We start from the raw sequence: 22,471 nt of genomic DNA, 5'->3' as shown, positions 1-22,471 counted from the left end.
GGGAGCGGTCTCGACCGCGAACGAACGGCGGCACGAAGTTGCGCGTTCGTTTCGCCCACGTCGATCGACTGGTGAGGATGGCTCCTCAGTCCGGCGCGGCCTCGCGCGGCCTCGCCAGCCAATTCGCGGTCAAGACCGCTCCCACGAGGGACGGGGGGCGTTCGGCCACTGTGCGAGGGGCTGTGCTTTTTGGGTGGGGTTGCAAGGCGGCGTTGTGGCAAGGCATAGCGCTCTGCCCGGCACGGTTATTTGTGGGAGCGGTCTCGACCGCGAATGCCGTAGCGGCGAGGCCGCTTGCGCGGCCTGCCTCATGCGGTAAGCGTTGGGGTCAATCCAGGTCGGCGGCGCTGTGCCGTTCCGGCGCCTGCTCCGACGGCTCGCCCCAGGTGCGGTTGACCTTGCGACCACGGATCACCGCGGGCCGCTCGGCGATTTCCGCCGCCCAGCGCTGCAGGTGCTTATAGTCCTGCACGGAAAGGAATTCACCAGCCTCGTACAGTTCGCCACGGGCGAGCACGCCGTACCATGGCCAGACGGCCATGTCGGCGATGCTGTACTCGTCGCCGGCGATGTAGCGGTTCTCGGCCAGTTGCCGATCGAGCACGTCGAGCTGGCGCTTGACCTCCATGGCGTAGCGATTGATCGGGTACTCGTACTTCTCCGGCGCGTAGGCATAGAAATGCCCGAAGCCACCGCCGAGGAAGGGCGCTGAACCCATCTGCCAGAACAGCCAGTTCAGGGTTTCGGTACGGGCGCGGGTTTCGGTCGGCAGGAAGGCGCCGAACTTCTCGGCGAGGTAGACCAGGATCGAGCCGGACTCGAACACCCGCAGCGGCTCGCCACCGATGCTATGGTCGGCCAGGGCCGGAATCTTGGAGTTCGGGTTGATCTCGACAAAACCGCTGCCGAACTGGTCGCCTTCGCCAATCTGAATCAGCCAGGCGTCGTACTCGGCGCCGCTGTGGCCGAGCGCGAGTAATTCTTCGAGCATGATGCTGACCTTCACGCCGTTTGGCGTGGCCAGCGAGTAGAGCTGCAGCGGATGCTTGCCGACCGGCAGCGCCTTCTCCTCGCGCGCACCGGCGGTGGGGGCGTTGATGCTGGCGAACTTGCCGCCCGAGGGCGCGTCATGGGTCCAGACTTTCGGCGGTACGTAAGTGCTATCAGGCATGGACAATCTCCTCGCGTGGATTCCGGTTGTGCAGGGCATCCTACGCGCTCAGGCGGCGTGGTCGAAATCGAGCGGGTCGATAGTGGTCATCGATGAGGAACGGTTGGTTCTGCGATCAGACGCCAAGTCCCGAAGGCCCGCAGCAGGACATAACCCTGATTCCGCGGCAGAACCGTAGGGTGGGCTTTAGCCCACCAAGACCATCGGAGGGCGATGACGGATCAGGCAGTTCGCTTGGCTCCGAGCAGCATGCGGTGGGCTAAAGCCCACCCTACAGCTGCGGCCGGACGAGGCATCGATGATATCGCGACCCTCGTAGGGTGGGCTTCGGCCCACCGATACCTACATGCCCGTTGGGCAGAAATGAACGATGATTACTCACCATAGCAGCCATCGACCGCCGTGCTGCCTGCCCAGTCGCCTCGCACTAGCCCGTTCTTCACGTATCGGTCGAAGCTCGAATAGGGCCAGTCGGCAACTCTCTCGACTAGCCCATGCTTGACCGGGTTGTAATGAATGTAATCAACGTGGCGCTGCAGGTCACATTCGTCGCGAATCTGATGCTCCCAATAGCGGCGCTGCCAGATGCCTTTTTCTCGCTTGCGTGCCTTGCTGGGACTTTGCGCGGCTACGGGAAGCTGTCGGGAGAAGGTACTTTTGAGCAGGCTCCAGCGACCGGCGTAGTCGGCGTCGCCTTCCGGTAGCGTCCAAATAACGTGCAGGTGATCAGGCAGGATGCAGATAGCGAGGGTTTGGAAAGAACGGGCGCGCCGGGTCTGGCCGTAGGCATGGCGAAGAAGTGTGATTTCTTCGATCAGTAGTTGGGATTGGCGGTCGGCCAGGGTGAGAGTGAAAAACCACGTGCCACCTGGCACATGGCTTCGGCGGTAGTTCGACATGGAGGCCTCCTTGCCTTCCTGGATTGCGGTGGGCCGGGCAGCGTTCCGCTTTAGCCCACCAGGAGCGCGTTGTGAGATTGCTGGGCTGACGCCCACCCTACCGTCCGCCGGGTTACCGGGGGCAACGGGTTCTGACCGAAGCGCTCGTGTAGGGTGGGATTTAGCCCACCACGGCCCTCAACTGCGTGCTTTTCGAACCCCTTCACTCAGTTCCCGACACAATCCCAACACACCCTCGACCGCCTGCTGGCTGCTCTCGGAGTTGGCGATCTGATCGATCAACGCCGAGCCGACCACTACGCCCTCGCTCAGGCGCGCAATGGCGGCTGCCTGGTCTGGGGTGCGGATGCCGAAACCGACGCACACCGGCAGGTCGGTGTGGCGCTTCAGTCGCGCCACGGCTTCTTCGACATGTTCCAGCGTCGCCGAGCCGGCACCGGTCACGCCGGCCACCGAGACGTAGTAGACGAAGCCCGAGCTGCCGTTGAGCACGGTGGGCAAGCGCTTGTCGTCGGTGGTCGGGGTGGTCAGGCGGATGAAGTCGATGCCTGCGGCCTGGGCCGGGTCGCAGAGGTCTTCGTTATGTTCCGGCGGCAGGTCGACCACGATCAGGCCGTCAACGCCGGCTTCCACCGCCTCGGCAAGGAAGCGCTCGACACCCATCTTGTGGATGGGGTTGAAGTAGCCCATCAGCACCAGCGGCGTGGTCTGGTTGTCCTGGCGGAATTCGCGAACCATCTGCAGCGTCTTGGCCAGGTCCTGCTTGGCGGCCAGGGCGCGGATGTTGGCCAGCTGGATCGCCGGGCCGTCGGCCATCGGATCGGTGAAGGGCATGCCCAGTTCGATCACGTCGGCACCAGCGGCGGGCAGGCCCTTGAGGATCTGCAGCGAGGTGGCGTAGTCCGGATCGCCGGCGGTGATGAAGGTCACCAGCGCGGCGCGGTTCTGTTGTTTCAGCTCGTCGAAGCGCGTCTGCAGGCGGCTCATATGTGTTCTTCCTGTTCGTCGTAGTGGTGCATGACGGTCTGCATGTCCTTGTCGCCGCGGCCGGAGAGGTTGACCACCATCAGGTGATCCTTCGGCAGGGTCGGCGCGCGCTTGAAGACTTCGGCCAATGCGTGGGAGGACTCCAGCGCGGGGATGATGCCTTCCAGGCGGCAGCACTTGTGGAAGGCGGCGAGCGCTTCCTTGTCGGTGATCGAGGTGTACTCGACGCGGCCGATGTCGTGCAGCCAGGCGTGTTCCGGGCCGATGCCGGGATAATCCAGGCCGGCAGAGATCGAGTGGGCGTCGATGATCTGGCCGTCGTCGTTCTGCAGCAGGAAGGTGCGGTTGCCGTGCAGCACGCCGGGTACGCCGCCGTTGAGGCTGGCGGCATGCTGGCCGGTCTCGATGCCGTGGCCGGCCGCTTCGACGCCGATGATGGCCACGCTCTGGTCATCGAGGAAGGGGTGGAACAGGCCCATGGCATTGGAGCCGCCGCCGATGCAGGCGACCAGCGAGTCGGGTAGGCGGCCTTCCTGGGCCTGCATCTGGTCGCGGGTTTCCTTGCCGATAACGGCCTGGAAATCGCGGACCATGGCCGGGTAGGGGTGCGGGCCGGCGACGGTGCCGATCAGGTAGAAGGTGTTGTGGACGTTGGTCACCCAGTCGCGCAGGGCTTCGTTCATTGCGTCCTTCAGGGTGCCGGTGCCGGCAGTGACCGGAATCACCTCGGCGCCCAGGAGCTTCATGCGGAAGACGTTGGCCTGCTGGCGCTCGATATCGGTGGTGCCCATGTAGATCACGCACTGCATGCCGAAGCGCGCGGCCACGGTGGCGGTGGCCACGCCGTGCATGCCGGCGCCGGTCTCGGCAATGATGCGCTGCTTGCCCATGCGCTTGGCCAGTAGGATCTGGCCGATGCAGTTGTTGATCTTGTGCGCGCCGGTGTGATTGAGCTCTTCGCGCTTGAGGTAAATCTTCGCGCCACCGCAGAACTCGGTCAGGCGTTCGGCGAAATACAGCGGGGAGGGGCGGCCGACGTAGTCGCGCTGGAAGTAGGCGAGCTCCTTGGCGAACTCGGGGTCCTGCTTGGCTTTTTCGTACTCGGCGGCCAGCTCGTGGATGAGTGGCATCAGGGTTTCGGCGACGTACTGACCGCCGAAGTGGCCGAACAGGCCCTTGGCGTCAGGGCCGTTGCGCAATGAGGTCATGGCGTGCTCCTTGTCGACAGCGCTCGGCTGGCAGGGCGAGTGGTTGATGGCGCCCATTGTATCGCTCAGCGTCTGATGGAAAAGCGATTAGATCGTCTCGACCTGTCAGTAAAACTCACACATAGCTCAGGCGGCCGGGCGCGTGACGCAGGATGCCGCCAGCGGCGCAGAACTCGGCGCCGGCGTATCAGTCCCAAGCGCAGGCGGCATGGGCGCCGCTCCGACAGGAAGACACGAGAATGCAGAAGCTAATGGTGGTGGGTGCGCTATGTGCGGCGCTGGCAACGACGGCCCAGGCCGAGACGCTGGAACTCGATGGCATCGGCAACTCACGTGATGTGATGTGCAAGGGGCAGGACGTCAGCATTACCGGCAATGCCAATCACTTTCGTCTGAGTGGTGACTGCGGCAAGGTCGAGGTGGACGGATCGGACCAGGTGGTGACCATCGGCAGTGTCGCCAGCCTGGAGGTGACCGGCGGAAAAAATCAGATCGAAGCTGAGCGAGTCGGGGGCCTGGATGTGAGTGGTGCCGATCACCGGATCACCACTCAGGTGCAAGGCGACGGCCAGCAACCGGCCTCGGTCGTGCTGTATGGCGGCGGCAATAGACTCACGCTGGACCTGCGAGGGCCGGTGCATCTGGAGGTCAACGGTGTCGGCCAGCAGGTCACCTGGCGCGGAGACGATCCGACAGTCGAGACCAGCGGCGGCGAGCACAGCCTTCAGCGTCAGTAGCGATGCGCCCGGTTGGCGGTTCGACCGGGACGTGATTAGATGCATCCGATTCGTCAGGAAAAATCACCTCTCCCATGAGCCGCGACCTGCCACCACTCAATGCACTGCGCGCCTTCGAGGCCGCTGCCCGCCTGCAAAGCGTCAGCCGTGCCGGCGCGGAGCTGCACGTGACGCACGGTGCCATCAGCCGGCAGATTCGAGCGCTTGAAGAGGAGTTGGGGGTCAGCCTGTTCGACAAGGACGGGCGGGGGGTCAAGCTAACCGATGCTGGCGTACGCCTGCGCGACGCCGCCTCCGATGCCTTTGAACGTCTGCGCGGCACCTGCTCCGAGCTGCGGCGCGGGGCCTCCGAACAGCCCTTCGTCCTCGGATGCCCGGGCAGCTTGCTGGCGCGCTGGTTCATCCCGCGGCTCGATCGGCTCAACCGTGACTTACCGGACCTGCATCTGCAGCTGGCGGCCAGCGAGGGCGAGCTGGATCCGCGCCGCGCCGGGCTGGATGCCACGCTCTGGTTTGCCGAGCCGCCCTGGCCGGCGGACATGCAGGTTCACGAGCTGGCCGTCGAACGCATCGGACCGGTGCTGAGCCCGCACCATCCGCGTTTCGCTGCGCTGAGTCAGGCGCGGCCGGATGAGCTGCTTGGCGAGCCGCTGCTATATACCGCTTCACGCCCGCAGGCCTGGCCAGCCTGGGCGTTGGGCAACGGCCTCGATCCGGCCCGGCTGCAAATGGGGCAGGGCTTCGAGCATCTGTATTTTCTGTTGGAAGCGGCACTGGCGGGGCTCGGTGTGGCCATCGCGCCCCATCAGCTGGTCGCCGATGACCTGCGCCAGGGCCGTTTGCTGGCGCCCTGGGGCTTCGTCGAAACGCAGGCGCGACTGGTGCTGTGGGTACCGGCGCGGCGCGCTGACCGACGTGCGGCGATGCTGGCGGACTGGTTGCGTCAGCAGTTGGTTTGACGGATGCCGAGCCATCGGCATGCTGAGCTGTCGCCGGTCGCTCGCATTCCCGATGTAGGTCGATGGACGGCAGCGGCGCCTCGCCCGGCTCGTCGTCGAATGCCCTCAGCTCAGCTCAGCCGACAGCGCTGGCAGCCTGAAGCGGGCCATGGCCTCACTCCAGTGCCTTGCCGACCAACGGCGGGTCGTTTCGTCCGGCGTCGCTAAAACGCTTCCGCCCTTGTCGATACATTCGCCGATACCCCGTGAGGGGAGGCCTGGCGATCTGGCGCCGGCTATCTGCAGTCGTTCAAGGAGAACAGTGATGGTCATGAGTCGGCGTGTCGGTCTTTTTCTGTCTGCGCTACTGGCTGCCGGGGCCGGGCAGGTAGCGGCGAAACCCAACCCCTCGATGGAGGCTTCGCTCAAGACGGGCAGGCCCTTCGTCCAGGGCGAGCTGCTGGTGCAGTTCAAGTCCGGTGCGTCGGAGGTGGCCAAGACTGCTGCGCTGTCCAAGCATGGCGCCAAGGCGGCGCAAAAGCTGCTCGACAAGGCGGCCCGCAAGGACGCCAGGGGTGATCTGGTCCGCACGAAACTGGGCAAAGGTCAGAAGGTCAGCGCGGCACTCATTGCCCGGCTTGCCGAGGACCCTGCCGTGGAGTTCGTCGAGCCCAACTGGATCTACCACACCCAGGTGGCCAACCCCAACGATCCGGGGCTCGGTATGCTCTGGGGCCTGCAGGGGGCCACCACCTCGCCGGCTCAACCCTACGGCAGCGGTGCGCTGGCAGCCTGGAACGCGGGCGCGCTGTGCTCCAAAAAGGTATATGTCGGGATCGTCGATGAAGGCGTGATGGCGACGCACGGTGACCTGCGCCCCAACGTGTGGATCAACCCGGGCGAGGGCAGCCGAGCCGATCGCCTGGACAACGACGGCAACGGCCTGGTCGATGACATCCTGGGCTGGGATTTCGCTGCCAACAACGCCAGCATATTCGACGGGCCTGCCGACGATCACGGCACCCACGTAGCCGGCACCATCGCGGCGGTGGCGAACAACAGTGCCGGCGTGTTCGGCGTCTGCCCAACGGCCAAGTACATCACCGCGAAGTTTCTCGGCGCCAATGGCGGCACCACCGTGGATGCGGTGAAGGCCATCAACTACCTGACGCAACTGAAACTGGCGAAGAAGATCAACCTGGTCGCCACCAACAACTCATGGGGCGGCGGCGGTTACTCGCAGGCGCTGTATGACGCCATCAAGGCGGCCGGCAACGCCAACATCCTCTTCATCGCAGCGGCCGGTAATAACGGCTTCGATATCGATGCCACACCGAGCTATCCGGCGAGCTACAAACTACCTAACGTGATCGCGGTGGCGGCCATCGACCAGAATGGCCAGCGTGCGTATTTCTCCAATTACGGGGTCAACAGCGTGCATATCGCCGCACCCGGTGTCGATATCCCGTCGACGGTGCCCACCGCGTCCAGCACGGCGGGCTACGCCTACATGAGCGGCACCTCCATGGCGACGCCACACGTGACCGGGGCGGCGGCGCTGTATGCCTCGCTCAACCCCTGCGCTACCGCCGCGCAAATTCGCGAGGCCCTGTTGCGACTGGCGGTGCGCGATCCGCAGCTCACCGGTGTGGTGCAGCAGAATCGCCGGCTCGATGTCTCCAAAATCCGCAGCGAACTGACCTGTACCGCTCAGTGAGCGCTTGCCTTCACGCGCTCGCGCATGGCTCGGTCAAGGTGACAAGGCGAGGCTAGGCGTCGGTAGTCAAAGGCGCCGGCACCGCCACGCAGCGGCGTCCGGCTTCCAGCCTGAGTTGGAAGCCGGCGTGCCGCTTCGCTGAACACTAATGATCATTACTCTCATCACCGTGTATGCTTCTCGACCCGGACTCAGGGTCCGGAAACGATCGGCCTCCGAGAGCACCACAACCATGCGGCCCCCAGGCACATCCCTGTTACAGCGAAGCTTCCAGGCGCACTATGCCGACCTGATGCGTTTTCTCGCCCGGCGTCTGGGCGATACGCAGCGTGCCGCTGATGTCGCGCAGGACACCTGGCTGCGATTGGCCGATCACCCCAGTGAACATGCCGTACAGAATCCCCGGGCCTACCTGTTCCGCGTGGCAGGCAACCTTGCCATCGATGACTTACGACGCGAGCACCGCCTCGCCGAGCTTCACGTTGCCGACGCGCCGCTCGAGGAACTGAGCGATCCGCAGGCCGCGCTGGAATCGAGGATGCTTGCGCAGGAGAGCCTGGCGTTGCTGGATGCGGCGCTTGAACAATTACCGAGCAACGTTCGGCAGGCGTTGTTGCTCAATCGCCTGGATGGCCTGACGCACGCCCAGATCGCGTGTCGTTTGGGCGTGTCTGAAAGCATGGTCGGCAAGTATCTGGTCCAGGCGATGCGGCATTGCCGGGCTTGGCGCAGCCGTCAGGTAGCTGACGAATGAACCGCGGCGAACTGGAAGACCAAGCCGTCGAGCATTTGGTCCAGCTGCATTCGGGCACGGATGGCGCTGCGGCCCGCGACCGGTTTCAACGTTGGCGCGAGCGGAGCGCAGAGCATGAGCGAGCGGCGCGGGAAGCGGAGGCGCTTTGGGCCGCCATCCCCCGTACTCGAGCGGCGCAACGGCATCGCCGTGTACCTGTTGGTTGGCACGTGCCTGCGGTAGCCGCTGTGCTTTGTCTGGCCGTGCTGATCGGCCTGCTCGTTCAGCCGGGCGGCATTGCGGCCCTGTCGGCCGACTATCGCACCGCCGTCGGTGAGCGCCGCCTGGTCGAGCTGAGCGATGGCAGCCGTGCCTGGTTGAACAGCGATACCGCGCTGTCAGTGGACATGTCAGGACGTCAGCGTGCGCTTCGCCTGCATCGCGGCGAGGCGCTGTTCGAGGTCGCCCATGATCCGCAGCGCCCGTTCGTGGTCAGGGCGGCGGAACGTGAGGTTCGGGCGCTGGGGACGCGCTTCGACGTCAATCTGCTTGGCCGCCATATGCATGTCGAAGTCAGCGAAGGCATCGTGCAGGTCGACGGCGCCGACGCCCCGCCCTTGCGTCTTATCGCAGGGCAGCAGGTGAGCCTTGGCGAGGAGATGCCTGTCGCGACGGTCCAGCCACTGGACCCGGACGATGCGAGCGCCTGGCGGCGAGGCAAGCTGATTTTCAATCAAAGGCCGTTGGGCGATGTACTCGCGCAAATCGAGCGGTACCTGCCCGGGCGCATCCTGATAACCGATGATGCGTTGCGCCAGCACCGGATCAGCGGCGTCGCCGATCTCGACGATCCCGCGGCGTTGCTGGCCAGTCTCGACCGGTTGCAGTCGGTGCGGATATCACGACTGCCCTGGCTGGTGGTGGTACGACCGGCTCCTGAATCCTGATTTTCGAAGTTTTTTTTGCATTCGCACTGCAAGATTGGCTTCGCCGTTTCGTCGTAGAGCAAACGCGACTTATTCCCAAACGTCGATCGTTCTCAACACGAAACGGATAGCTCACCATGCCTCGACAGGTTTCTCCGCTGTACCGCGCACTGCTTCTCGCCACGCTGGTCACCAGTTCACCGCTGCTGACCCACGCCGCCGAGCGCGCCCCGGTCGAACTGCACATTGCGCCGCTCAGTCTGGATAGCGCGATGACCGAATTCGCCGATCAGTCCGGACTGCGTCTGCTGTTCAGCTCCGATGATCTCACTGGCCTACAAAGCCAGGGTTTGCAGGGCCGCTTTACGCCCGAGCAGGCGCTGGAGCGACTGCTGGATGGCACCGGTGTCACCTGGACCTTCACCGATAACGACACGGTGCTGCTACAGCGTCCGGCTAAGAAAGTCTCAGGCCCGTTGCAGCTAGACGCCATGCAGGTAAGCGTGGCCCGGCGCACTCCCACGAAGATCGCCGACATTCCCGGCACCGTCTGGGTCGTCGACCGCACCCAGCTCCGTGAGCAACTGGACACCGGCGTCAGCCTGAAGGAGGCCATCGGCAAGCTGGTGCCAGGGCTGGATTTCGGCCCGGAAGGGCGGACCAATTACGGCCAGAATATGCGTGGCCGCAATACGCTGGTGATGATCGATGGCGTGAGCCAGAACAGTTCACGTGGACTGTCGCGGCTGTTCGACAGCATTTCGCCGTTCAACGTCGAGCGTGTCGAAGTGTTGTCCGGCGCCAGTGCGCTCTACGGTGGCGGAGCGACGGGCGGGATCATCAATATCGTGACGCGCAAGGGCGAAGCCGGCGAGGCTCGGTTTCAGACCCAAGCCGCGATGAGCAGTGGCTTCAACAACAGCGATGACGTGTCCACCCGCCTGGCTCAGTCGGTCAGCGGCGGCAGTGAGCGGCTGCATGGACGGCTTGGGGTTTCGGTAGAAAAGAACGAAGCCTTTTACGACGGTGGCGGTGATCAGATATTCATCGATAACACCCAGACCGACTTGCAGTACAACCGCGCCATCGACGTGATGGGTACGCTCGATGCCCAGCTCACGGACCTGCAGAGCCTGACGCTGCTTGCGCAGTATTACGACTCGGGTAACGACGGCAACACCGGTATTTATTTCCCGAACCTGAACGCCAATGCCCCTTCGGATCTCGAAGACGCGGAGATCCGCAGCGGCCTGGACACCGATCTGGAACCTCGCTCGCGGCGAACCTTGCTCAACGCCAACTACCACCACGCCGACTGGCTGGGGCAGGAGTTCTACCTGCAGGGTTATTACCGCAAGGAGGACAACAACTTCTATCCGTTCCCCTACTACAACCCAGGCAGTCCGCGAGGCAGCAAAGGCGTCTACTTCGCCGCGTCCCAGCAGAACTTCGAGGTTGCCGGGCTCAAGGGATTGTTCGCCAAGCAGTGGGACAGCGTCACCTTCAGCTATGGGATGGACTACGACCACGAGCGCTTCAACGCGCAGCAGAAGGTCTTTGATCCGCAGCGCTCCTCGGACAGCGGCGGTCTGGACCTCGATACGGTCAGCAGCGCCCCGCGCTATCCGAGCTATGTGGTCGATAGCCTGTCGGCGTTCGGTCAGGTCGACTGGAAGCTTACCGATCATCTGACCGTCTCTGGCGGCGCGCGTCATCAGGTCATGGACCTGGACGTCAGCGACTTCAAAGGCGTACCCGGCGGCAGCAACGACTACGACGTCAACCTCTATAACGTCGGCGCAATCTACGCCTTCGAAAACGGCCATCAGCTGTGGAGCAATTACAGCGAAGGCTTCGAACTGGCCGACCCGGCAAAGTATTACGGCAAGCCTGGGCTGTCGGTAGAAGACAACCCACTGGCGGGCATCAAGAGCCGTCAGGTCGAGCTCGGGTGGCGCTACAACGATGCGCATTGGCAGGCGCAGACCGCCCTGTACTACACCTGGTCGGACAAGGCGATCAACGTCGACACCGCCACGCTGACCATTGATGTAACCGACCAGAAGAGCCGCGATTACGGCTTCGAGAGCGCGCTGACGCGTTACTTCGACAGCGGCTGGCAGACCGGCGGAACCCTGCACCTGGTGCGGTCGGAAGAGGAAGACGCCGACGGCGACTGGGTCAAGCGTGACGCGCGCTACGCCTCGCTATCGAAGGCCACCGCCTTCGTTGGATGGAGCGATGGGCTTACCACGGCGCGCTTGCAGGGTAACCACGCGATGGATCTTGAGGACAATGCCGATCGGCAGATCGATGGCTACACCACTTTCGACCTGACGGCGCAGCGTGAAACGGACGTCGGCACGTTCAGCGTCGGCATCCAGAACCTGCTGGATGAGCAGTACAGCACCGTATGGGGCCAGCGCGCTGCGCTGTTCTACTCGCCCACCTACGGGCCGGCCTACCTGTATGACTACCAGGGCCGCGGGCGCACTTTCACCCTCGGCTGGCAGGTGGAGTACTGAGAACCGGTCCGGCTACGGCACCCGCCGGTAGCCGGACGCGCCGTTTTAACTGGCCAGCGCAGTCTCTGCGTTGGCCGCCTGGCCGGCGGCAACGTCTTCGGCCGCGTAGCCGTTGGGATTGCGACTCTGCCAGCGCCAGGCGTCGCTGAGCATCGCCGGCAGATCCCGTTCCGCTTGCCAGCCCAGCTCTTCGCGAGCCTTGGTCGGGTCCGACCAGCACTGGGCGATATCGCCCGGCCGGCGCGCCCTGAACATATGCGGCAGCGGTCGGCCGATGACTTCCTCGAATGCGGTGATCATCTGCCGTACCGAATAACCGCGACCGGTGCCGAGGTTCCACGTGGAAACACCCTGGACCCGATCGAGGCGCTCCAGTGCCTTGAGGTGCCCCTTGGCCAGGTCCACCACATGGATGTAATCCCGTACACCCGTGCCGTCCGGCGTCGGGTAGTCCGCGCCAAACACGCTCAGTTGCTCTCGCCGACCCACCGCGACCTGCAGCATGTAGGGCAGCAGGTTATTGGGAATACCGTTGGGGTCTTCACCAATCAGGCCTGACTCGTGCGCGCCGATCGGGTTGAAGTAGCGCAGCAGCCCGATCGACCAGCGCGGGTCGGACTCGGCCAGGCCTCTAAGCACGTTTTCCGCCATCAGCTTGGACTGGCCATAGGGATTGGTCGGCAAGCCGGTCGGGCAGTTTTCCGTGATCGGCATCCGCGGTGAGTCACCGTAGACGGTGGCCGATGAGCTGAACACCAGCTTTAAGATGCCCGCCTCGGCCATCGCCTGGCACAGTGCGATGCTGCCGCCGACGTTGGTCTCGTAATAACGAAGCGGTTCGCGCACGCTTTCGCCCACCGCCTTGAGGCCGGCGAAATGCAACACGGCCTTGATCGGATAAGAAGCAAACAGGGCGTTGAGCAAGGCGCGGTTGCGCACGTCACCTTTGACGAAATGGGCGTTGCGACCGGCCAGGGAATTAACCCGATCCAGCGCGACTTTTGAACTGTTGCAAAGATTGTCCAACACCAGCACTTCATGGCCAGCCAGGAGCAACTCCAGCACGGCGTGCGACCCGATATACCCCGCTCCACCTGTTACCAGAATCATGTGTCTACCTCGCATAGCGAATTATTCGACGCGCATGGGCGATGCGCGGCTGGCCTCATGAGCACGGTCGCTGCACATCTCCAGGGTTGGGTTCGGCAATACAGCAGCGCCGGTGTGCGAGCACGGGGCGCGGGTCTTTGCCGGAATAAATCAGGCGTCCTGGGATAGGGACGGGGGAAGGTGCGAGCAAGTTCCAACGAAGCGACGGCCAGTCGATGACCGACCGCAGCACGGCGAAACAGGGAACCTTGGCTGCTGCAGCGCCGTCCATAGCCGGCAGGTAGCGCTAGCAGGCTGGTCTTTGTCTGCTACCGAGCGCACCCGGTTTTGCTCTGCGCGGACTGCGCGGGCTGATGCGATGCGGCAGAAGGGAACTCTGGAGGGCATTGCCACCCATTACGAGGTTTCCATGAGCTGGGCCGGCCCCTACCAATACGAAATTGGCAAATCCCTCGATAAACAGGCGACGCCACCGGAGGTTGTCTTCGATGAGCAGGCGCCGACCTTGCTGTGTCTCTCCCACCTGCGTTGGAGCTTCGTCTACCAGCGCCCACAGCATCTGATGTCGCGCTTCGCGCGGGACTTCAACGTCCTATTCGTCGAGGAGCCGATTCCCACCGAAGACGCCCAGCCGTGGCTGGAGGTGCGGCCCGAGGAAAATGGTGTCCAGGTGTTGATACCGCGTCTGCCTCAGGGCTGCGAAGGCGATACCGCCTTGCGAATCCAGCGCGACCTGCTCGACGGCTACCTGGCCAAGCTTGGCGTCAATGAGCTGATGCTCTGGTTCTATACACCCATGGCGCTGGGCTATGCCGGCCACTTGAAGCCCAGGCTGACGGTGTACGACTGCATGGACGAGCTGTCGGCCTTCCGCGGCGCGCCACCCGAGCTGGTCGAACGCGAGCGCGAGCTGCTCGAGCGCGCCGATCTGGTCTTTACCGGCGGCTACAGCATCTGGGAAGCCAAGCGCGAGCTGCACGACAACGCCTTCGCCTTTCCCAGCAGTGTCGACGTGGCGCACTTCGCCGAGGCGCGGCGGCCACAGCATGACCCGGACGACCAGGCCGAGATTCCGCATCCGCGCCTGGGCTTCTACGGCGTGATCGACGAGCGCTTCGACATCGACCTGGTCGCCCACGTCGCCGAAAAGCGACCGGACTGGCAGTTCGTGCTGGTCGGCCCGGTGGTGAAGATCGACCCGGCCGACCTGCCGCAGCGCGACAACATTCATTACCTGGGTGGCAAGACCTACGACGAGTTGCCCAGGTATCTGGCCGGCTGGGACGTGGCGATCATGCCGTTCGCGATGAACGAATCGACCCGTTTCATCAGCCCGACCAAGACGCCCGAATACCTGGCCGGCGGCTGTCCGGTCGTGTCCACGCCGATCAAGGACGTGGTGCGCACCTACGGCGATACCGCGATCGTCCATATCGCCGATACGCCCGAGGCGTTCATCGCCGCGGTCGAGCAGGCCCTGGCCGATGGCGAGGACCGCGACCGTTTGTTGAAGACCGCTGACGAGATTCTCGGCGACATGTCCTGGGACCACACCTGGGCGCTGATGAAGGAGAAGATGCAATGCGCGATATGAGCCTGCGAGACAGCAACCCCGAGCACGCAGGCGGAGGCGCCAGCGAGGGCGCGTCCGGCCACCGTCGCGGCTTCGACTATCTGATCGTCGGTGCCGGTTTTGCCGGCAGCGTGCTGGCCGAGCGTCTGGCGGCCGGGCTGAACAAGCGCGTGCTGGTGGTCGATCGGCGACCACACATCGGCGGCAACGCCTACGATCATTACGATGAAGCTGGCGTGCTGATCCACCGCTATGGCCCGCACATCTTCCACACCAACGCTCAGCGCATCGTCGATTACCTCTCGCGGTTCACCGAGTGGCGCCCCTACGAGCATCGCGTGCTGGCGCAGGTCGACGGGCAGCAGGTGCCGATCCCGATCAACATGACCACGCTGAACAAGCTCTACGGCCTGAACATGACCACCGAGCAGGAGGCGGCGGATTTCCTTGCCAGCCGCGCCGAGCCGGTCGAGGACATCCAGACCAGCGAAGACGTGGTCATCAACGGCATCGGCCGCGAGCTGTACCAGAAATTCTTCCGCGGCTATACCCGCAAGCAGTGGGGCCTGGACCCGTCGCAGCTGGACAAGTCGGTGACCTCGCGCATCCCGACACGCACCAATACCGACGACCGCTACTTCACCGACAGCTTCCAGCAGATGCCCAAGTACGGCTACACCAAGATGTTCGAGAAGATGCTCGCGCACCCGAACATCAAGGTGATGATCAACACCGACTACCGCGAGATCCGCGACGAGGTGCAGTTCGACCATCTGATTTTCTGCGGCCCGATCGACGAGTATTTCGACTACCGCTTCGGCAAGCTGCCGTACCGCTCGCTGAAGTTCGAGCACAAGCAGCTCGAGCAGGAGCAGTTCCAGGCGGTGGGCACGGTCAACTACCCGAGCGAAGACGTGCCCTACACGCGCATCAGCGAGTACAAGCACCTCACCGGGCAGGTCCATCCGCGCACCAGCATCACCTACGAATACCCCTCGGCCGAGGGCGACCCCTACTACCCGATCCCGCGGCCGGAAAACGCCGAGCTGTACAAGCGCTACCAGCAGCTGGCGGACGAGACACCCGGCGTGACCTTTGTCGGGCGGTTGGGTACGTACAAGTACTACAACATGGATCAGGTGGTCGGGCAGGCGCTGGCGCTGTACAAGCGTATCGAAGAGGCCGAGCGCGGCCCTGCGCCCGGCGAAAGTGCCGATCACAGCCAGTCGCTGGCTGAACAAGCCCCCTGAGGCGAGACTGACGATGCATCAGCCCACGTTGTTCCAAAGCTTCTTCATGGGCGGGTTCGAATGCTCGAATCACCGCCGCAGCGACGGCCGGCGGCTGGACTTGCTCGCCGCTACCGGGCACGACCGCTGGGCCGCGCACGATTACGCCGTACTGCATCGGCATGGCCTGCACAGTGTGCGCGACGGCCTGCGCTGGCACCTGATCGAGCAGGCGCCCGGCCGGTACGACTGGTCGAGCTTTCTGCCGATGCTGCAGGCGGCGCAACGTCAGGGCACGCAGGTGATCTGGGATCTGTGCCACTACGGCTGGCCGGACGACCTCGACATCTGGCGGCCGCAGTTCGTCGAGCGTTTCGCCCGTTACGCGGCGGCGGCGGCGCAGCTGGTCAAGGACGAGACCGACACGGTGCCGTTTTACGCGCCGCTGAACGAAATCTCCTTCTGGGCCTGGGCTGGTGGCGACGAGGCCTATTTCAACCCCATGGCGCGCGGTCGCGGCTTCGAGCTCAAGCACCAGCTGGTGCGTGCCACCCTCGCCGCAATGCAGGCGATCCGAGCGGTCGAGCCACGGGCGCGCTTCGTCCAGGTCGACCCGGCCATACATGTGGTGTCGCCCAACGACCGACCGGGCCCGCAGCGCGACGCCGAGCGCTTCCGTCAGTCGCAGTTCGAGGCCTGGGACATGCTCTGCGGCGAGGCCTGGCCGGGCCTGGGCGGCGCGCCGGAGTACCTCGACGTCCTGGGGGTCAACTACTACTCCGATAACCAGTGGTACCACGGCGATGGCCGCACCATCGAGCGCGACAATCCGGACTATCGGCCGTTCAAGGGCATCCTCACGGAGATCTGGCAGCGCTACAAACGGCCCCTGCTGATCGCTGAAACCGGTGCCGAAGGGGACGTGCGCGGCGACTGGCTGCGCTATGTCAGCGAGCAGGCGGGTCTGGCGATGCAGCGCGGGGTGCCGGTGGAAGGCATCTGCCTGTATCCGGTGCTGGACTACCCCGGCTGGACCGACGAGCGGCATTGCCCGGTCGGGCTGTTGGGATTCCCAGATGAAAACGGCAATCGTCGCGTACATGAGGGGTTGGCGGACGAACTGCGCCTGCAGCAGATGCGCTTCAGCCAGACGCGCGCCGTCGAGCACCCGGCCGAAGCCTTGCCATGAACGCCCCCGCCGCACCGCCCAAGGCCCGTGCGGGTGACGTGCCGTTGCCCAGCCGGCCTGTCGCGTTTCTCTGGCATTACATCTGCGCGCGGCCCTGGCACTTCGGAGGCCTGCTGGCGCTGATCGTCGGTGCGGCGAGCTGCGCGGTGGCGGTGCAGTACGGCATGAAGCTGCTGGTCGACTCCATGGCCCAAGGCAGCGCTGACCGCGCGTCGGCCAACGTCTGGTGGCCGCTGGGGCTGTTCATCGGCCTGATCGTCATCGAGAACGTCTTCTGGCGCCTGGGCGGCTGGCTCGGCTGCCGCACGGTTGTGGCCAGCGTCGTGGACATCCGCGTCGACCTGTTCAAGCACCTCACCGGCCACCCGATGCGTTACTTCACCGAGCACTTCGCCGGCTCGCTGGGCAACCGTATCTCGGCGCTGGGCCAGGCCGCAGGCGCCATCTACGGCGGCCTGGCATGGAAGATCGTGCCGCCGATCGTCGACTTTCTCGGCGCCGTGGTGGTGCTGCTCACCGTGGATGTGCGCATGGCGCTGGCGCTGATCCTCTTCGTCGCCATCGTCGCCGCGCTGATCACCGGCTTCGGCATACGCGGGCGCAGCAAGCACCAGCGCTTCGCCGCCCAGTCGGCCCGGGTGGGCGGCGAGCTGGTGGATGCCGTCTCCAACGTCTGGACCATCAAGGCCTTCTCGGCGCGCGATCGCGAGGCCGAACGCCTGGCGCAGGAGATCGGTTACGAAGCGCGTGCCCAGCGCCGCAGTTGGATGTACCTGGAAAAGGCGCGGGTGATGCACGACATCTGCCTGTCGCTGATGGCCGGGGGCATGCTCATCTGGGCCATCGATCTCTGGATCGCCGGCGCGGTGACTGCCGGCGACGTGGTCCTGGTCAGTGCGCTGACCTTTCGCATCCTGCATGGCTCGCGCGACCTGGCGCTGGCGCTGGTGGACACGACGCAGCAGATCGGCGCCATCGATGACACCCTGCGCATCATCGTCCAACCGCATGGCCTGGAAGACAGCGACACGCAATTGCTGCTCGCCGAGGGCGATATCACCTTCAAGGATGTGAGCTTCAGCTATCCCAATCGCGAAACCGTGTTTCAGCATCTCGACCTGCATATCCCGGCCGGGCAGAAGGTCGGCGTGGTGGGCTCGTCCGGGGCGGGTAAGTCGACGCTGATCAACCTCATCCAGCGCCTGGACGACGTGCAGGACGGACGCATCCTCATCGATGGCCAGGACATCCGCAGCGTCAGCCAGGACAGCCTGCGCGAGAAGATCGCGGTAGTGCCGCAGGAGACCGCGCTGTTCAACCGCAGCATCCGCGAGAACATCCGCTACGGTCGCCCCGACGCGACCGACGACGAGGTGGTCGAGGCCGCGCGCAGTGCTTTTTGCGACGGCTTCATCCGCGAGTTGCCGCAGGGCTACGACACCCTGGTCGGCGAACGCGGGGTGATGCTTTCCGGCGGCCAGCGCCAGCGGCTGGGTATCGCCCGGGCGTTCCTGAAGAACGCGCCGATCCTGATCCTCGACGAGGCCACGTCGGCGCTGGACACCCACTCCGAAGCCGAAATCCAGGTCGCGCTCAACGATCTGGTGCACAACCGCACCGTGGTAGCGGTGGCGCATCGGCTATCGACCTTGTCGAACTTCGACCGGATCATCGTGCTGCGTGACGGGCGCATCGTCGAGGACGGCCCGCCGCACGAACTGCGTAGCCGCGGCGGCGAGTTCGATGGCTTGTGGCGCATGCAGGCCGAAGGCTTCCGCCAGCGCCCCGATCCGACCCGATGAAAAGGGTGGCGGTGACCTCGCGCAGCCTGCGCGCCCTGGGCTACGACCCCGACGAACAGGCACTGGAGGTGGAGTTTCACAACGGCTCGGTCTATCGCTACGAACAGGTGCCGGCCGAGGTGGTGCAGGAGTTGCTGGAGGCCGACTCGCTAGGGCGCCATTTCAACCAGGTGTTCAAGGCGCAGCAGTACCCCTATCGGCGCATCGAATAAGCTGATCGCGCCATCCACAAAAGCTCGCGGTCGAGACCGCTCCCACAGTTCCTCCCCGGCTTGAAGCCGTCCCGCCCGCCGCGAGGCCTGCGTGGTAGCGGTCTTGACCGCGAATTCCGGCGGCAAGCCGGCCTCGTCATGCGTATCCCCGATGGGCTCGCAGGACAACTGGCGCGTCGGTGTTGAGCTATAAGCTCGCGGTCGAGACCGCTCCCACAAATCTCCCCCGGCTTGAAGTCGTCCCGCCCGCCGCGAGGCCTGCGTGGTAGCGGTCTTGACCGCGAATTCCGGCGGCAAGCCGGCCTGCCCAGGACGGGGTGTCGGTTCAGCGGTATTGCACGCCATTGAGCCGTTGCGCTGAACTTCCAACCCGCTGTACGGGCCTCAGCTAGACAGGACGCGTCACTACCGAGCGGAGGCTCCCTCAGATCGCAAAAGGGGAAATCTAATGTCGGATCACCACACCTACAAAAAGATCGAAATCGTCGGCTCTTCGCGCACCAGCGTGGACGAGGCGATTCAGAACGGCATCGCCGAAGCCAGCAGGACGCTGCGCAATGTCGAATGGTTCGAAGTCGGCGAAATCCGCGGCCATGTCGAGAACGGCAAGGTCGGCCATTATCAGGTCACCATGAAGGTCGGTTTCCGCCTCGCCGAGAGTTGATCGGCGTCGTTGGCAGCGTAGTCCGGCGGTTCGGCTTGCCCGGCACTGCGCCGTCAAGGCGGGGAGGTCGGTACCTGACCGCGGCTACGCTCGTAATAGCGCAGCAGCGGTTGCGTACTGAGGCCATGCAACAGGATGCTCAGCGCGACCACCGGAATCACCAGTTCGATGACCTGCTCGGCTTCGTTCGGCAGCAGGCCGTGGGTGACGGCGTAGCTGAGGTAATACAGGCTGCCGATGCCACGGATGCCGAACCACCCGACGGTCAGCATCTGGCGGCGATCGAGGTAGCGCCGCGGCATCAGCAACCAGACGCTCAACGGCCGGATCAGCAGGAACAACGTCAGCGCCAGCGGAACCGCTCGCCAGTCCCAGTGCTCCGATACCAGCACGCCGAGCATGGTCACCAGCAGCACCTCGAGGCTGCGCTCCAGTTGCCCACCGAAGGTGAGGATATCGCCCATCATCACCCCGGCCGCGACCTTGGGTTCGGCAATGCTGTCGCGCTCCAACGGCAGCTCACGGGGCGTCATGCCGCCTTCGGCCAAATGCGGAACCACATGGGCGATCAGCTCTTCGGATGGCGTTTCGGATCGCTTGGCCACCGAAACCTCGGCCCGCCGCAGCCCCAGCCCCGCAGCGAACACCGCCAGAAAGCCCCAGGCGCCGATCAGTTCGGAGCCGACATAGGCCAGCGCGATCAGGGCCAGCGCCAGCGAATCGTTTGGCGACATTGATGTATCGACGTAGCGGGTGCGCAGGTAGATCGCCAGTTTGCCGATCAGCTTGCCCAGCAGGTAACCGAACAGCAGCCCGGCCGGCACCGCCCAGACCAACCGGTGCAGCGCCCATTCGCTGACCCAGCCCAGCGCCAGGTTTTCCTGCTCGATCAGCAGCAGGGCGAACACCACGAAGGGGAAGGCGGTGCCGTCGTTGAACCCCGCTTCGCCGGACAGGCCATAGCGCACATGATCGCTGTCGCGAGAATTGTTGACCTGCACCAGGCTGGCCAGCACTGGATCGGTAGGCGCCAGGATCGCGCCGGTCAATACCGCCAGGCCCCAGTTCAGGCCTATCACGTAATGGCAGAACAGCGCGACGCCGGCAATGCAGGCCAGCATCACCGGGCCCGCCAGGACATAGGTGCTGCGCCACGCCGGATGGCGCAGCGGCATACGCAATTTCAGGCCGCTGACGAACAGCGACACCAGCACGACGACTTCGGTGAGGTGCTCCATCCAGTCAGCGATCAGCAGGAACTCCATCTCCCACAGGCCGATGCCGAGGTGCCCGATCAGCAGCCCGAAGCCGAGATAGATCAGCGAGGTGGTAACTGGCAGCCAGCGCAGGTAGGCCGATGCCAAGGCGAGGATCAATAGCAGGACGCCAAGAACGGCCATCCATTCAAGAAAATTCATTCAGTCTTCCGCAAACAAGCGCGACGCGCCGAAGTGCGCATGGCAGATGATTCGATAGGGATGCTTCGACGGGGTTCAGCCGCGTTCGTCGAGCGAAAGCAGGTAAGGGCGGTGCGTTTTCTGTAGGAGACCCGACCTGGGGGCGAAGCTGTTAGGGCTTGGCAGGCCTGAGGCCTGCGTCTGCCGCCGGGCGCGCCTCCCACAGGACAAAGCGCGCCGTCTGCACAAGCGGCGCCATGCCCGGGCCGCCCTCGGAGGCCCGACTCGGGCGAAGCTTTCTAGCGCCGGATTGGCGACATTCGGCGCGAGGGCGCGCCTCCCACAATGGGGGCGGCGTGCACTGTTTTTTTTGTAGGAGCCCCGCCCTCGGGGCGAAGCTTTTGGGGCTTGGCAGGCCTGTGCTCTGCCAAGGCGCGCCTGCTTGGCTCAGCGCAGCCCGGCGAGGATGTCGAAGGCGTGGTGGCGGTCGGCGGTCTCGTAGAAGTCGCAGGTGAAGATCAGCTCGTCGGCGCCGGTCTGTTCCAGCAGGATCTCCAGCCGTGCGCGGATTTTCTCCGGTCCGCCGATCAGGGCCATGCCGAGGAAATTGCCGACGGCCTCCTGTTCGTGGGGCAGCCATTTGCCCTGCATGCTCGGCACCGGTGGCACCAGCACCAGGCTCTGGCCGCGGATCAGCGCGAGGATGCGCTGGTAAGCGGTGGTCGCCAGGTATTCGGCCTGCTCGTCCGTATCGGCGGTCATCAGTGGTACGCCGAGCATCACGTAGGGCTTGTCCAGCACCTCCGTGGGTCGGAAGTTTTCGCGGTACAGGCGAATCGCCTCATGCACATAACGCGGCGCGAAGTGCGAGGCGAAGGCGTAGGGCAGGCCCTTGGCCGCCGCCAACTGGGCGCTGAACAGGCTCGAGCCGAGCAACCAGATCGGCACCTTGCTGCCGGTGCCCGGCATGGCAATCACCCGCTGGTTGGGCTGGCGCGGACCGAGCAGGCGCTGCAGCTCCTCGACATCGGCCGGGAAGTCGTCGGCACTGCCCATGCGGTCGCGGCGCAGCGCGTGTGCGGTGAACTGGTCGGCGCCCGGCGCCCGGCCGAGACCCAGGTCGATGCGCCCCGGATAGAGCGCCTCCAGCGTGCCGAACTGCTCGGCGATCACCAGCGGCGCGTGATTGGGCAACATCACCCCGCCGGCGCCCAGGCGGATGCGCGAGGTGCCGGCGGCCAGGTAGCCGATCAGCACGGAGGCGGCCGCACTGGCGATGCCATCCATGTTGTGGTGTTCGGCGACCCAGAAGCGCTCGAAGCCGAGCTTTTCGACATGTTGCGCCAGGGCCAGCGAGTTGCGCAGGGCGAGGCCGGCGTCACCATCATCACGGATCGGCGCCAGGTCGAGGGTGGAAAAACGGGTGTGTTCGATACGGGACATCATCTACCTCT

19 protein-coding genes and 1 pseudogene are annotated in these 22,471 nt (G+C 64.6%); 13 read left to right on the top strand and 7 right to left on the bottom strand.

Translation table 11 applies throughout. From position 1 onward, the window contains the following. Positions 1 to 328: 328 nt before the first annotated feature. From yghU to trpB, 4 genes are all read right to left on the bottom strand, one after another. A complete protein-coding gene (yghU, locus tag KVO92_RS10570) occupies positions 329 to 1,171 on the bottom strand; it encodes a glutathione-dependent disulfide-bond oxidoreductase (protein WP_217475612.1) in 843 nt (280 codons plus the stop codon). A gap of 374 nt (positions 1,172 to 1,545) precedes the next feature. Continuing rightward, the gene (locus KVO92_RS10565; RefSeq protein WP_217475611.1) at positions 1,546 to 2,070 is read right to left on the bottom strand and encodes an REP-associated tyrosine transposase; all 525 of its coding nucleotides are present in this window, start codon (positions 2,068 to 2,070) and stop codon (positions 1,546 to 1,548) included. A 177-nt stretch (positions 2,071 to 2,247) separates the two neighbouring features. Beyond that, the gene (trpA, locus tag KVO92_RS10560; RefSeq protein ID WP_217475610.1) at positions 2,248 to 3,057 is read right to left on the bottom strand and encodes a tryptophan synthase subunit alpha; all 810 of its coding nucleotides are present in this window, start codon (positions 3,055 to 3,057) and stop codon (positions 2,248 to 2,250) included. After that, a complete protein-coding gene (gene trpB / locus KVO92_RS10555; protein ID WP_217475609.1) occupies positions 3,054 to 4,265 on the bottom strand; it encodes a tryptophan synthase subunit beta in 1,212 nt (403 codons plus the stop codon). Before trpB ends, trpA begins: the two co-directional genes overlap by 4 nt. 239 nt (positions 4,266 to 4,504) lie before the next feature. On the opposite strand from trpB, the gene KVO92_RS10550 reads away from it, so the two are divergent. The 7 genes and pseudogenes from KVO92_RS10550 to KVO92_RS10525 all read left to right on the top strand — a co-directional run bounded on the left by KVO92_RS10550 (position 4,505) and on the right by KVO92_RS10525 (position 11,841). Beyond that, the gene (locus tag KVO92_RS10550; RefSeq protein ID WP_217475608.1) at positions 4,505 to 5,002 is read left to right on the top strand and encodes a DUF3060 domain-containing protein; all 498 of its coding nucleotides are present in this window, start codon (positions 4,505 to 4,507) and stop codon (positions 5,000 to 5,002) included. A gap of 74 nt (positions 5,003 to 5,076) precedes the next feature. After that, positions 5,077 to 5,961, top strand: a complete 885-nt coding sequence (locus KVO92_RS10545; protein ID WP_217475607.1) for a LysR family transcriptional regulator — start codon at positions 5,077 to 5,079, stop codon at positions 5,959 to 5,961. 310 nt (positions 5,962 to 6,271) lie between these two features. Beyond that, positions 6,272 to 7,657, top strand: a complete 1,386-nt coding sequence (locus KVO92_RS10540; RefSeq protein WP_254621411.1) for a S8 family peptidase — start codon at positions 6,272 to 6,274, stop codon at positions 7,655 to 7,657. A 148-nt stretch (positions 7,658 to 7,805) separates the two neighbouring features. Beyond that, positions 7,806 to 8,411 (top strand): sigma-70 family RNA polymerase sigma factor, encoded by a 606-nt coding sequence (locus tag KVO92_RS10535; protein WP_423836229.1) that lies wholly within the window; start codon positions 7,806 to 7,808, stop codon positions 8,409 to 8,411. Continuing rightward, a pseudogene (locus KVO92_RS22840) lies at positions 8,408 to 8,545 on the top strand (FecR/PupR family sigma factor regulator); the annotation flags it as partial. The gene KVO92_RS10535 and the pseudogene KVO92_RS22840, both read left to right, overlap by 4 nt. A 75-nt stretch (positions 8,546 to 8,620) precedes the next feature. Beyond that, a complete protein-coding gene (locus KVO92_RS10530) occupies positions 8,621 to 9,337 on the top strand; it encodes a FecR family protein (RefSeq protein ID WP_336512654.1) in 717 nt (238 codons plus the stop codon). 116 nt (positions 9,338 to 9,453) lie between these two features. Beyond that, positions 9,454 to 11,841 carry a TonB-dependent receptor gene (locus KVO92_RS10525; protein WP_217475604.1) on the top strand — a complete coding sequence of 796 codons (2,388 nt, stop codon included), beginning with the start codon at positions 9,454 to 9,456 and terminating at the stop codon, positions 11,839 to 11,841. Positions 11,842 to 11,886: 45 nt separating this feature from the next. On the opposite strand, the gene galE is transcribed toward KVO92_RS10525, so the two are convergent. Then, positions 11,887 to 12,951, bottom strand: a complete 1,065-nt coding sequence (gene galE, locus KVO92_RS10520) for a UDP-glucose 4-epimerase GalE (RefSeq protein WP_217475603.1) — start codon at positions 12,949 to 12,951, stop codon at positions 11,887 to 11,889. Positions 12,952 to 13,360: 409 nt separating this feature from the next. On the opposite strand from galE, the gene KVO92_RS10515 reads away from it, so the two are divergent. The 6 genes from KVO92_RS10515 (at position 13,361) to KVO92_RS10490 (ending at position 19,620) form a co-directional block, all read left to right on the top strand. After that, the gene (locus tag KVO92_RS10515; protein ID WP_217475602.1) at positions 13,361 to 14,545 is read left to right on the top strand and encodes a glycosyltransferase family 1 protein; all 1,185 of its coding nucleotides are present in this window, start codon (positions 13,361 to 13,363) and stop codon (positions 14,543 to 14,545) included. Further along, entirely contained in the window at positions 14,533 to 15,774 is a 1,242-nt protein-coding gene (gene glf, locus KVO92_RS10510) for a UDP-galactopyranose mutase (RefSeq protein WP_217475601.1), read from the top strand. The genes KVO92_RS10515 and glf overlap by 13 nt, the downstream gene beginning before the upstream one ends. A gap of 13 nt (positions 15,775 to 15,787) precedes the next feature. Then, positions 15,788 to 16,942 (top strand): beta-glucosidase, encoded by a 1,155-nt coding sequence (locus tag KVO92_RS10505; RefSeq protein WP_217475600.1) that lies wholly within the window; start codon positions 15,788 to 15,790, stop codon positions 16,940 to 16,942. Next, complete coding sequence (locus KVO92_RS10500; protein WP_217475599.1) at positions 16,939 to 18,744, top strand: ABC transporter ATP-binding protein; 1,806 nt, start codon at positions 16,939 to 16,941, stop codon at positions 18,742 to 18,744. The genes KVO92_RS10505 and KVO92_RS10500 overlap by 4 nt, the downstream gene beginning before the upstream one ends. Then, positions 18,741 to 18,956: a KTSC domain-containing protein gene (locus KVO92_RS10495; RefSeq protein ID WP_217475598.1), complete on the top strand. Its 216-nt coding sequence runs from the start codon at positions 18,741 to 18,743 to the stop codon at positions 18,954 to 18,956. The genes KVO92_RS10500 and KVO92_RS10495 overlap by 4 nt, the downstream gene beginning before the upstream one ends. A gap of 448 nt (positions 18,957 to 19,404) precedes the next feature. After that, positions 19,405 to 19,620 carry a dodecin gene (locus tag KVO92_RS10490; protein WP_021206313.1) on the top strand — a complete coding sequence of 72 codons (216 nt, stop codon included), beginning with the start codon at positions 19,405 to 19,407 and terminating at the stop codon, positions 19,618 to 19,620. A gap of 53 nt (positions 19,621 to 19,673) precedes the next feature. Here KVO92_RS10490 and KVO92_RS10485 read toward each other — a convergent pair whose 3' ends face one another. Together KVO92_RS10485 and KVO92_RS10480 are read right to left on the bottom strand one after the other, a co-directional pair. Continuing rightward, the gene (locus KVO92_RS10485) at positions 19,674 to 21,038 is read right to left on the bottom strand and encodes a cation:proton antiporter (protein ID WP_217475597.1); all 1,365 of its coding nucleotides are present in this window, start codon (positions 21,036 to 21,038) and stop codon (positions 19,674 to 19,676) included. A 426-nt stretch (positions 21,039 to 21,464) separates the two neighbouring features. Then, complete coding sequence (locus KVO92_RS10480) at positions 21,465 to 22,460, bottom strand: LLM class flavin-dependent oxidoreductase (protein ID WP_217475596.1); 996 nt, start codon at positions 22,458 to 22,460, stop codon at positions 21,465 to 21,467. Positions 22,461 to 22,471 lie beyond the last annotated feature (11 nt).

This window comes from Stutzerimonas stutzeri, from assembly GCF_019090095.1.
GTDB lineage: Bacteria > Pseudomonadota > Gammaproteobacteria > Pseudomonadales > Pseudomonadaceae > Stutzerimonas > Stutzerimonas stutzeri_AN.
This window is presented reverse-complemented; position numbering and strand designations above follow the sequence as displayed.

Coding starts and splice junctions, on each gene's coding strand:
- yghU (WP_217475612.1), bottom strand. CDS start 1,171: ATGCCTGATAGCACTTACGTACCGCCGAAAGTCTGGACCCATGACGCG.
- KVO92_RS10565 (WP_217475611.1), bottom strand. CDS start 2,070: ATGTCGAACTACCGCCGAAGCCATGTGCCAGGTGGCACGTGGTTTTTC.
- trpA (WP_217475610.1), bottom strand. CDS start 3,057: ATGAGCCGCCTGCAGACGCGCTTCGACGAGCTGAAACAACAGAACCGC.
- trpB (WP_217475609.1), bottom strand. CDS start 4,265: ATGACCTCATTGCGCAACGGCCCTGACGCCAAGGGCCTGTTCGGCCAC.
- KVO92_RS10550 (WP_217475608.1), top strand. CDS start 4,505: ATGCAGAAGCTAATGGTGGTGGGTGCGCTATGTGCGGCGCTGGCAACG.
- KVO92_RS10545 (WP_217475607.1), top strand. CDS start 5,077: ATGAGCCGCGACCTGCCACCACTCAATGCACTGCGCGCCTTCGAGGCC.
- KVO92_RS10540 (WP_254621411.1), top strand. CDS start 6,272: ATGAGTCGGCGTGTCGGTCTTTTTCTGTCTGCGCTACTGGCTGCCGGG.
- KVO92_RS10535 (WP_423836229.1), top strand. CDS start 7,806: ATGATCATTACTCTCATCACCGTGTATGCTTCTCGACCCGGACTCAGG.
- KVO92_RS10525 (WP_217475604.1), top strand. CDS start 9,454: ATGCCTCGACAGGTTTCTCCGCTGTACCGCGCACTGCTTCTCGCCACG.
- galE (WP_217475603.1), bottom strand. CDS start 12,951: ATGATTCTGGTAACAGGTGGAGCGGGGTATATCGGGTCGCACGCCGTG.
- KVO92_RS10515 (WP_217475602.1), top strand. CDS start 13,361: ATGAGCTGGGCCGGCCCCTACCAATACGAAATTGGCAAATCCCTCGAT.
- glf (WP_217475601.1), top strand. CDS start 14,533: ATGCGCGATATGAGCCTGCGAGACAGCAACCCCGAGCACGCAGGCGGA.
- KVO92_RS10505 (WP_217475600.1), top strand. CDS start 15,788: ATGCATCAGCCCACGTTGTTCCAAAGCTTCTTCATGGGCGGGTTCGAA.
- KVO92_RS10500 (WP_217475599.1), top strand. CDS start 16,939: ATGAACGCCCCCGCCGCACCGCCCAAGGCCCGTGCGGGTGACGTGCCG.
- KVO92_RS10495 (WP_217475598.1), top strand. CDS start 18,741: ATGAAAAGGGTGGCGGTGACCTCGCGCAGCCTGCGCGCCCTGGGCTAC.
- KVO92_RS10490 (WP_021206313.1), top strand. CDS start 19,405: ATGTCGGATCACCACACCTACAAAAAGATCGAAATCGTCGGCTCTTCG.
- KVO92_RS10485 (WP_217475597.1), bottom strand. CDS start 21,038: ATGAATTTTCTTGAATGGATGGCCGTTCTTGGCGTCCTGCTATTGATC.
- KVO92_RS10480 (WP_217475596.1), bottom strand. CDS start 22,460: ATGTCCCGTATCGAACACACCCGTTTTTCCACCCTCGACCTGGCGCCG.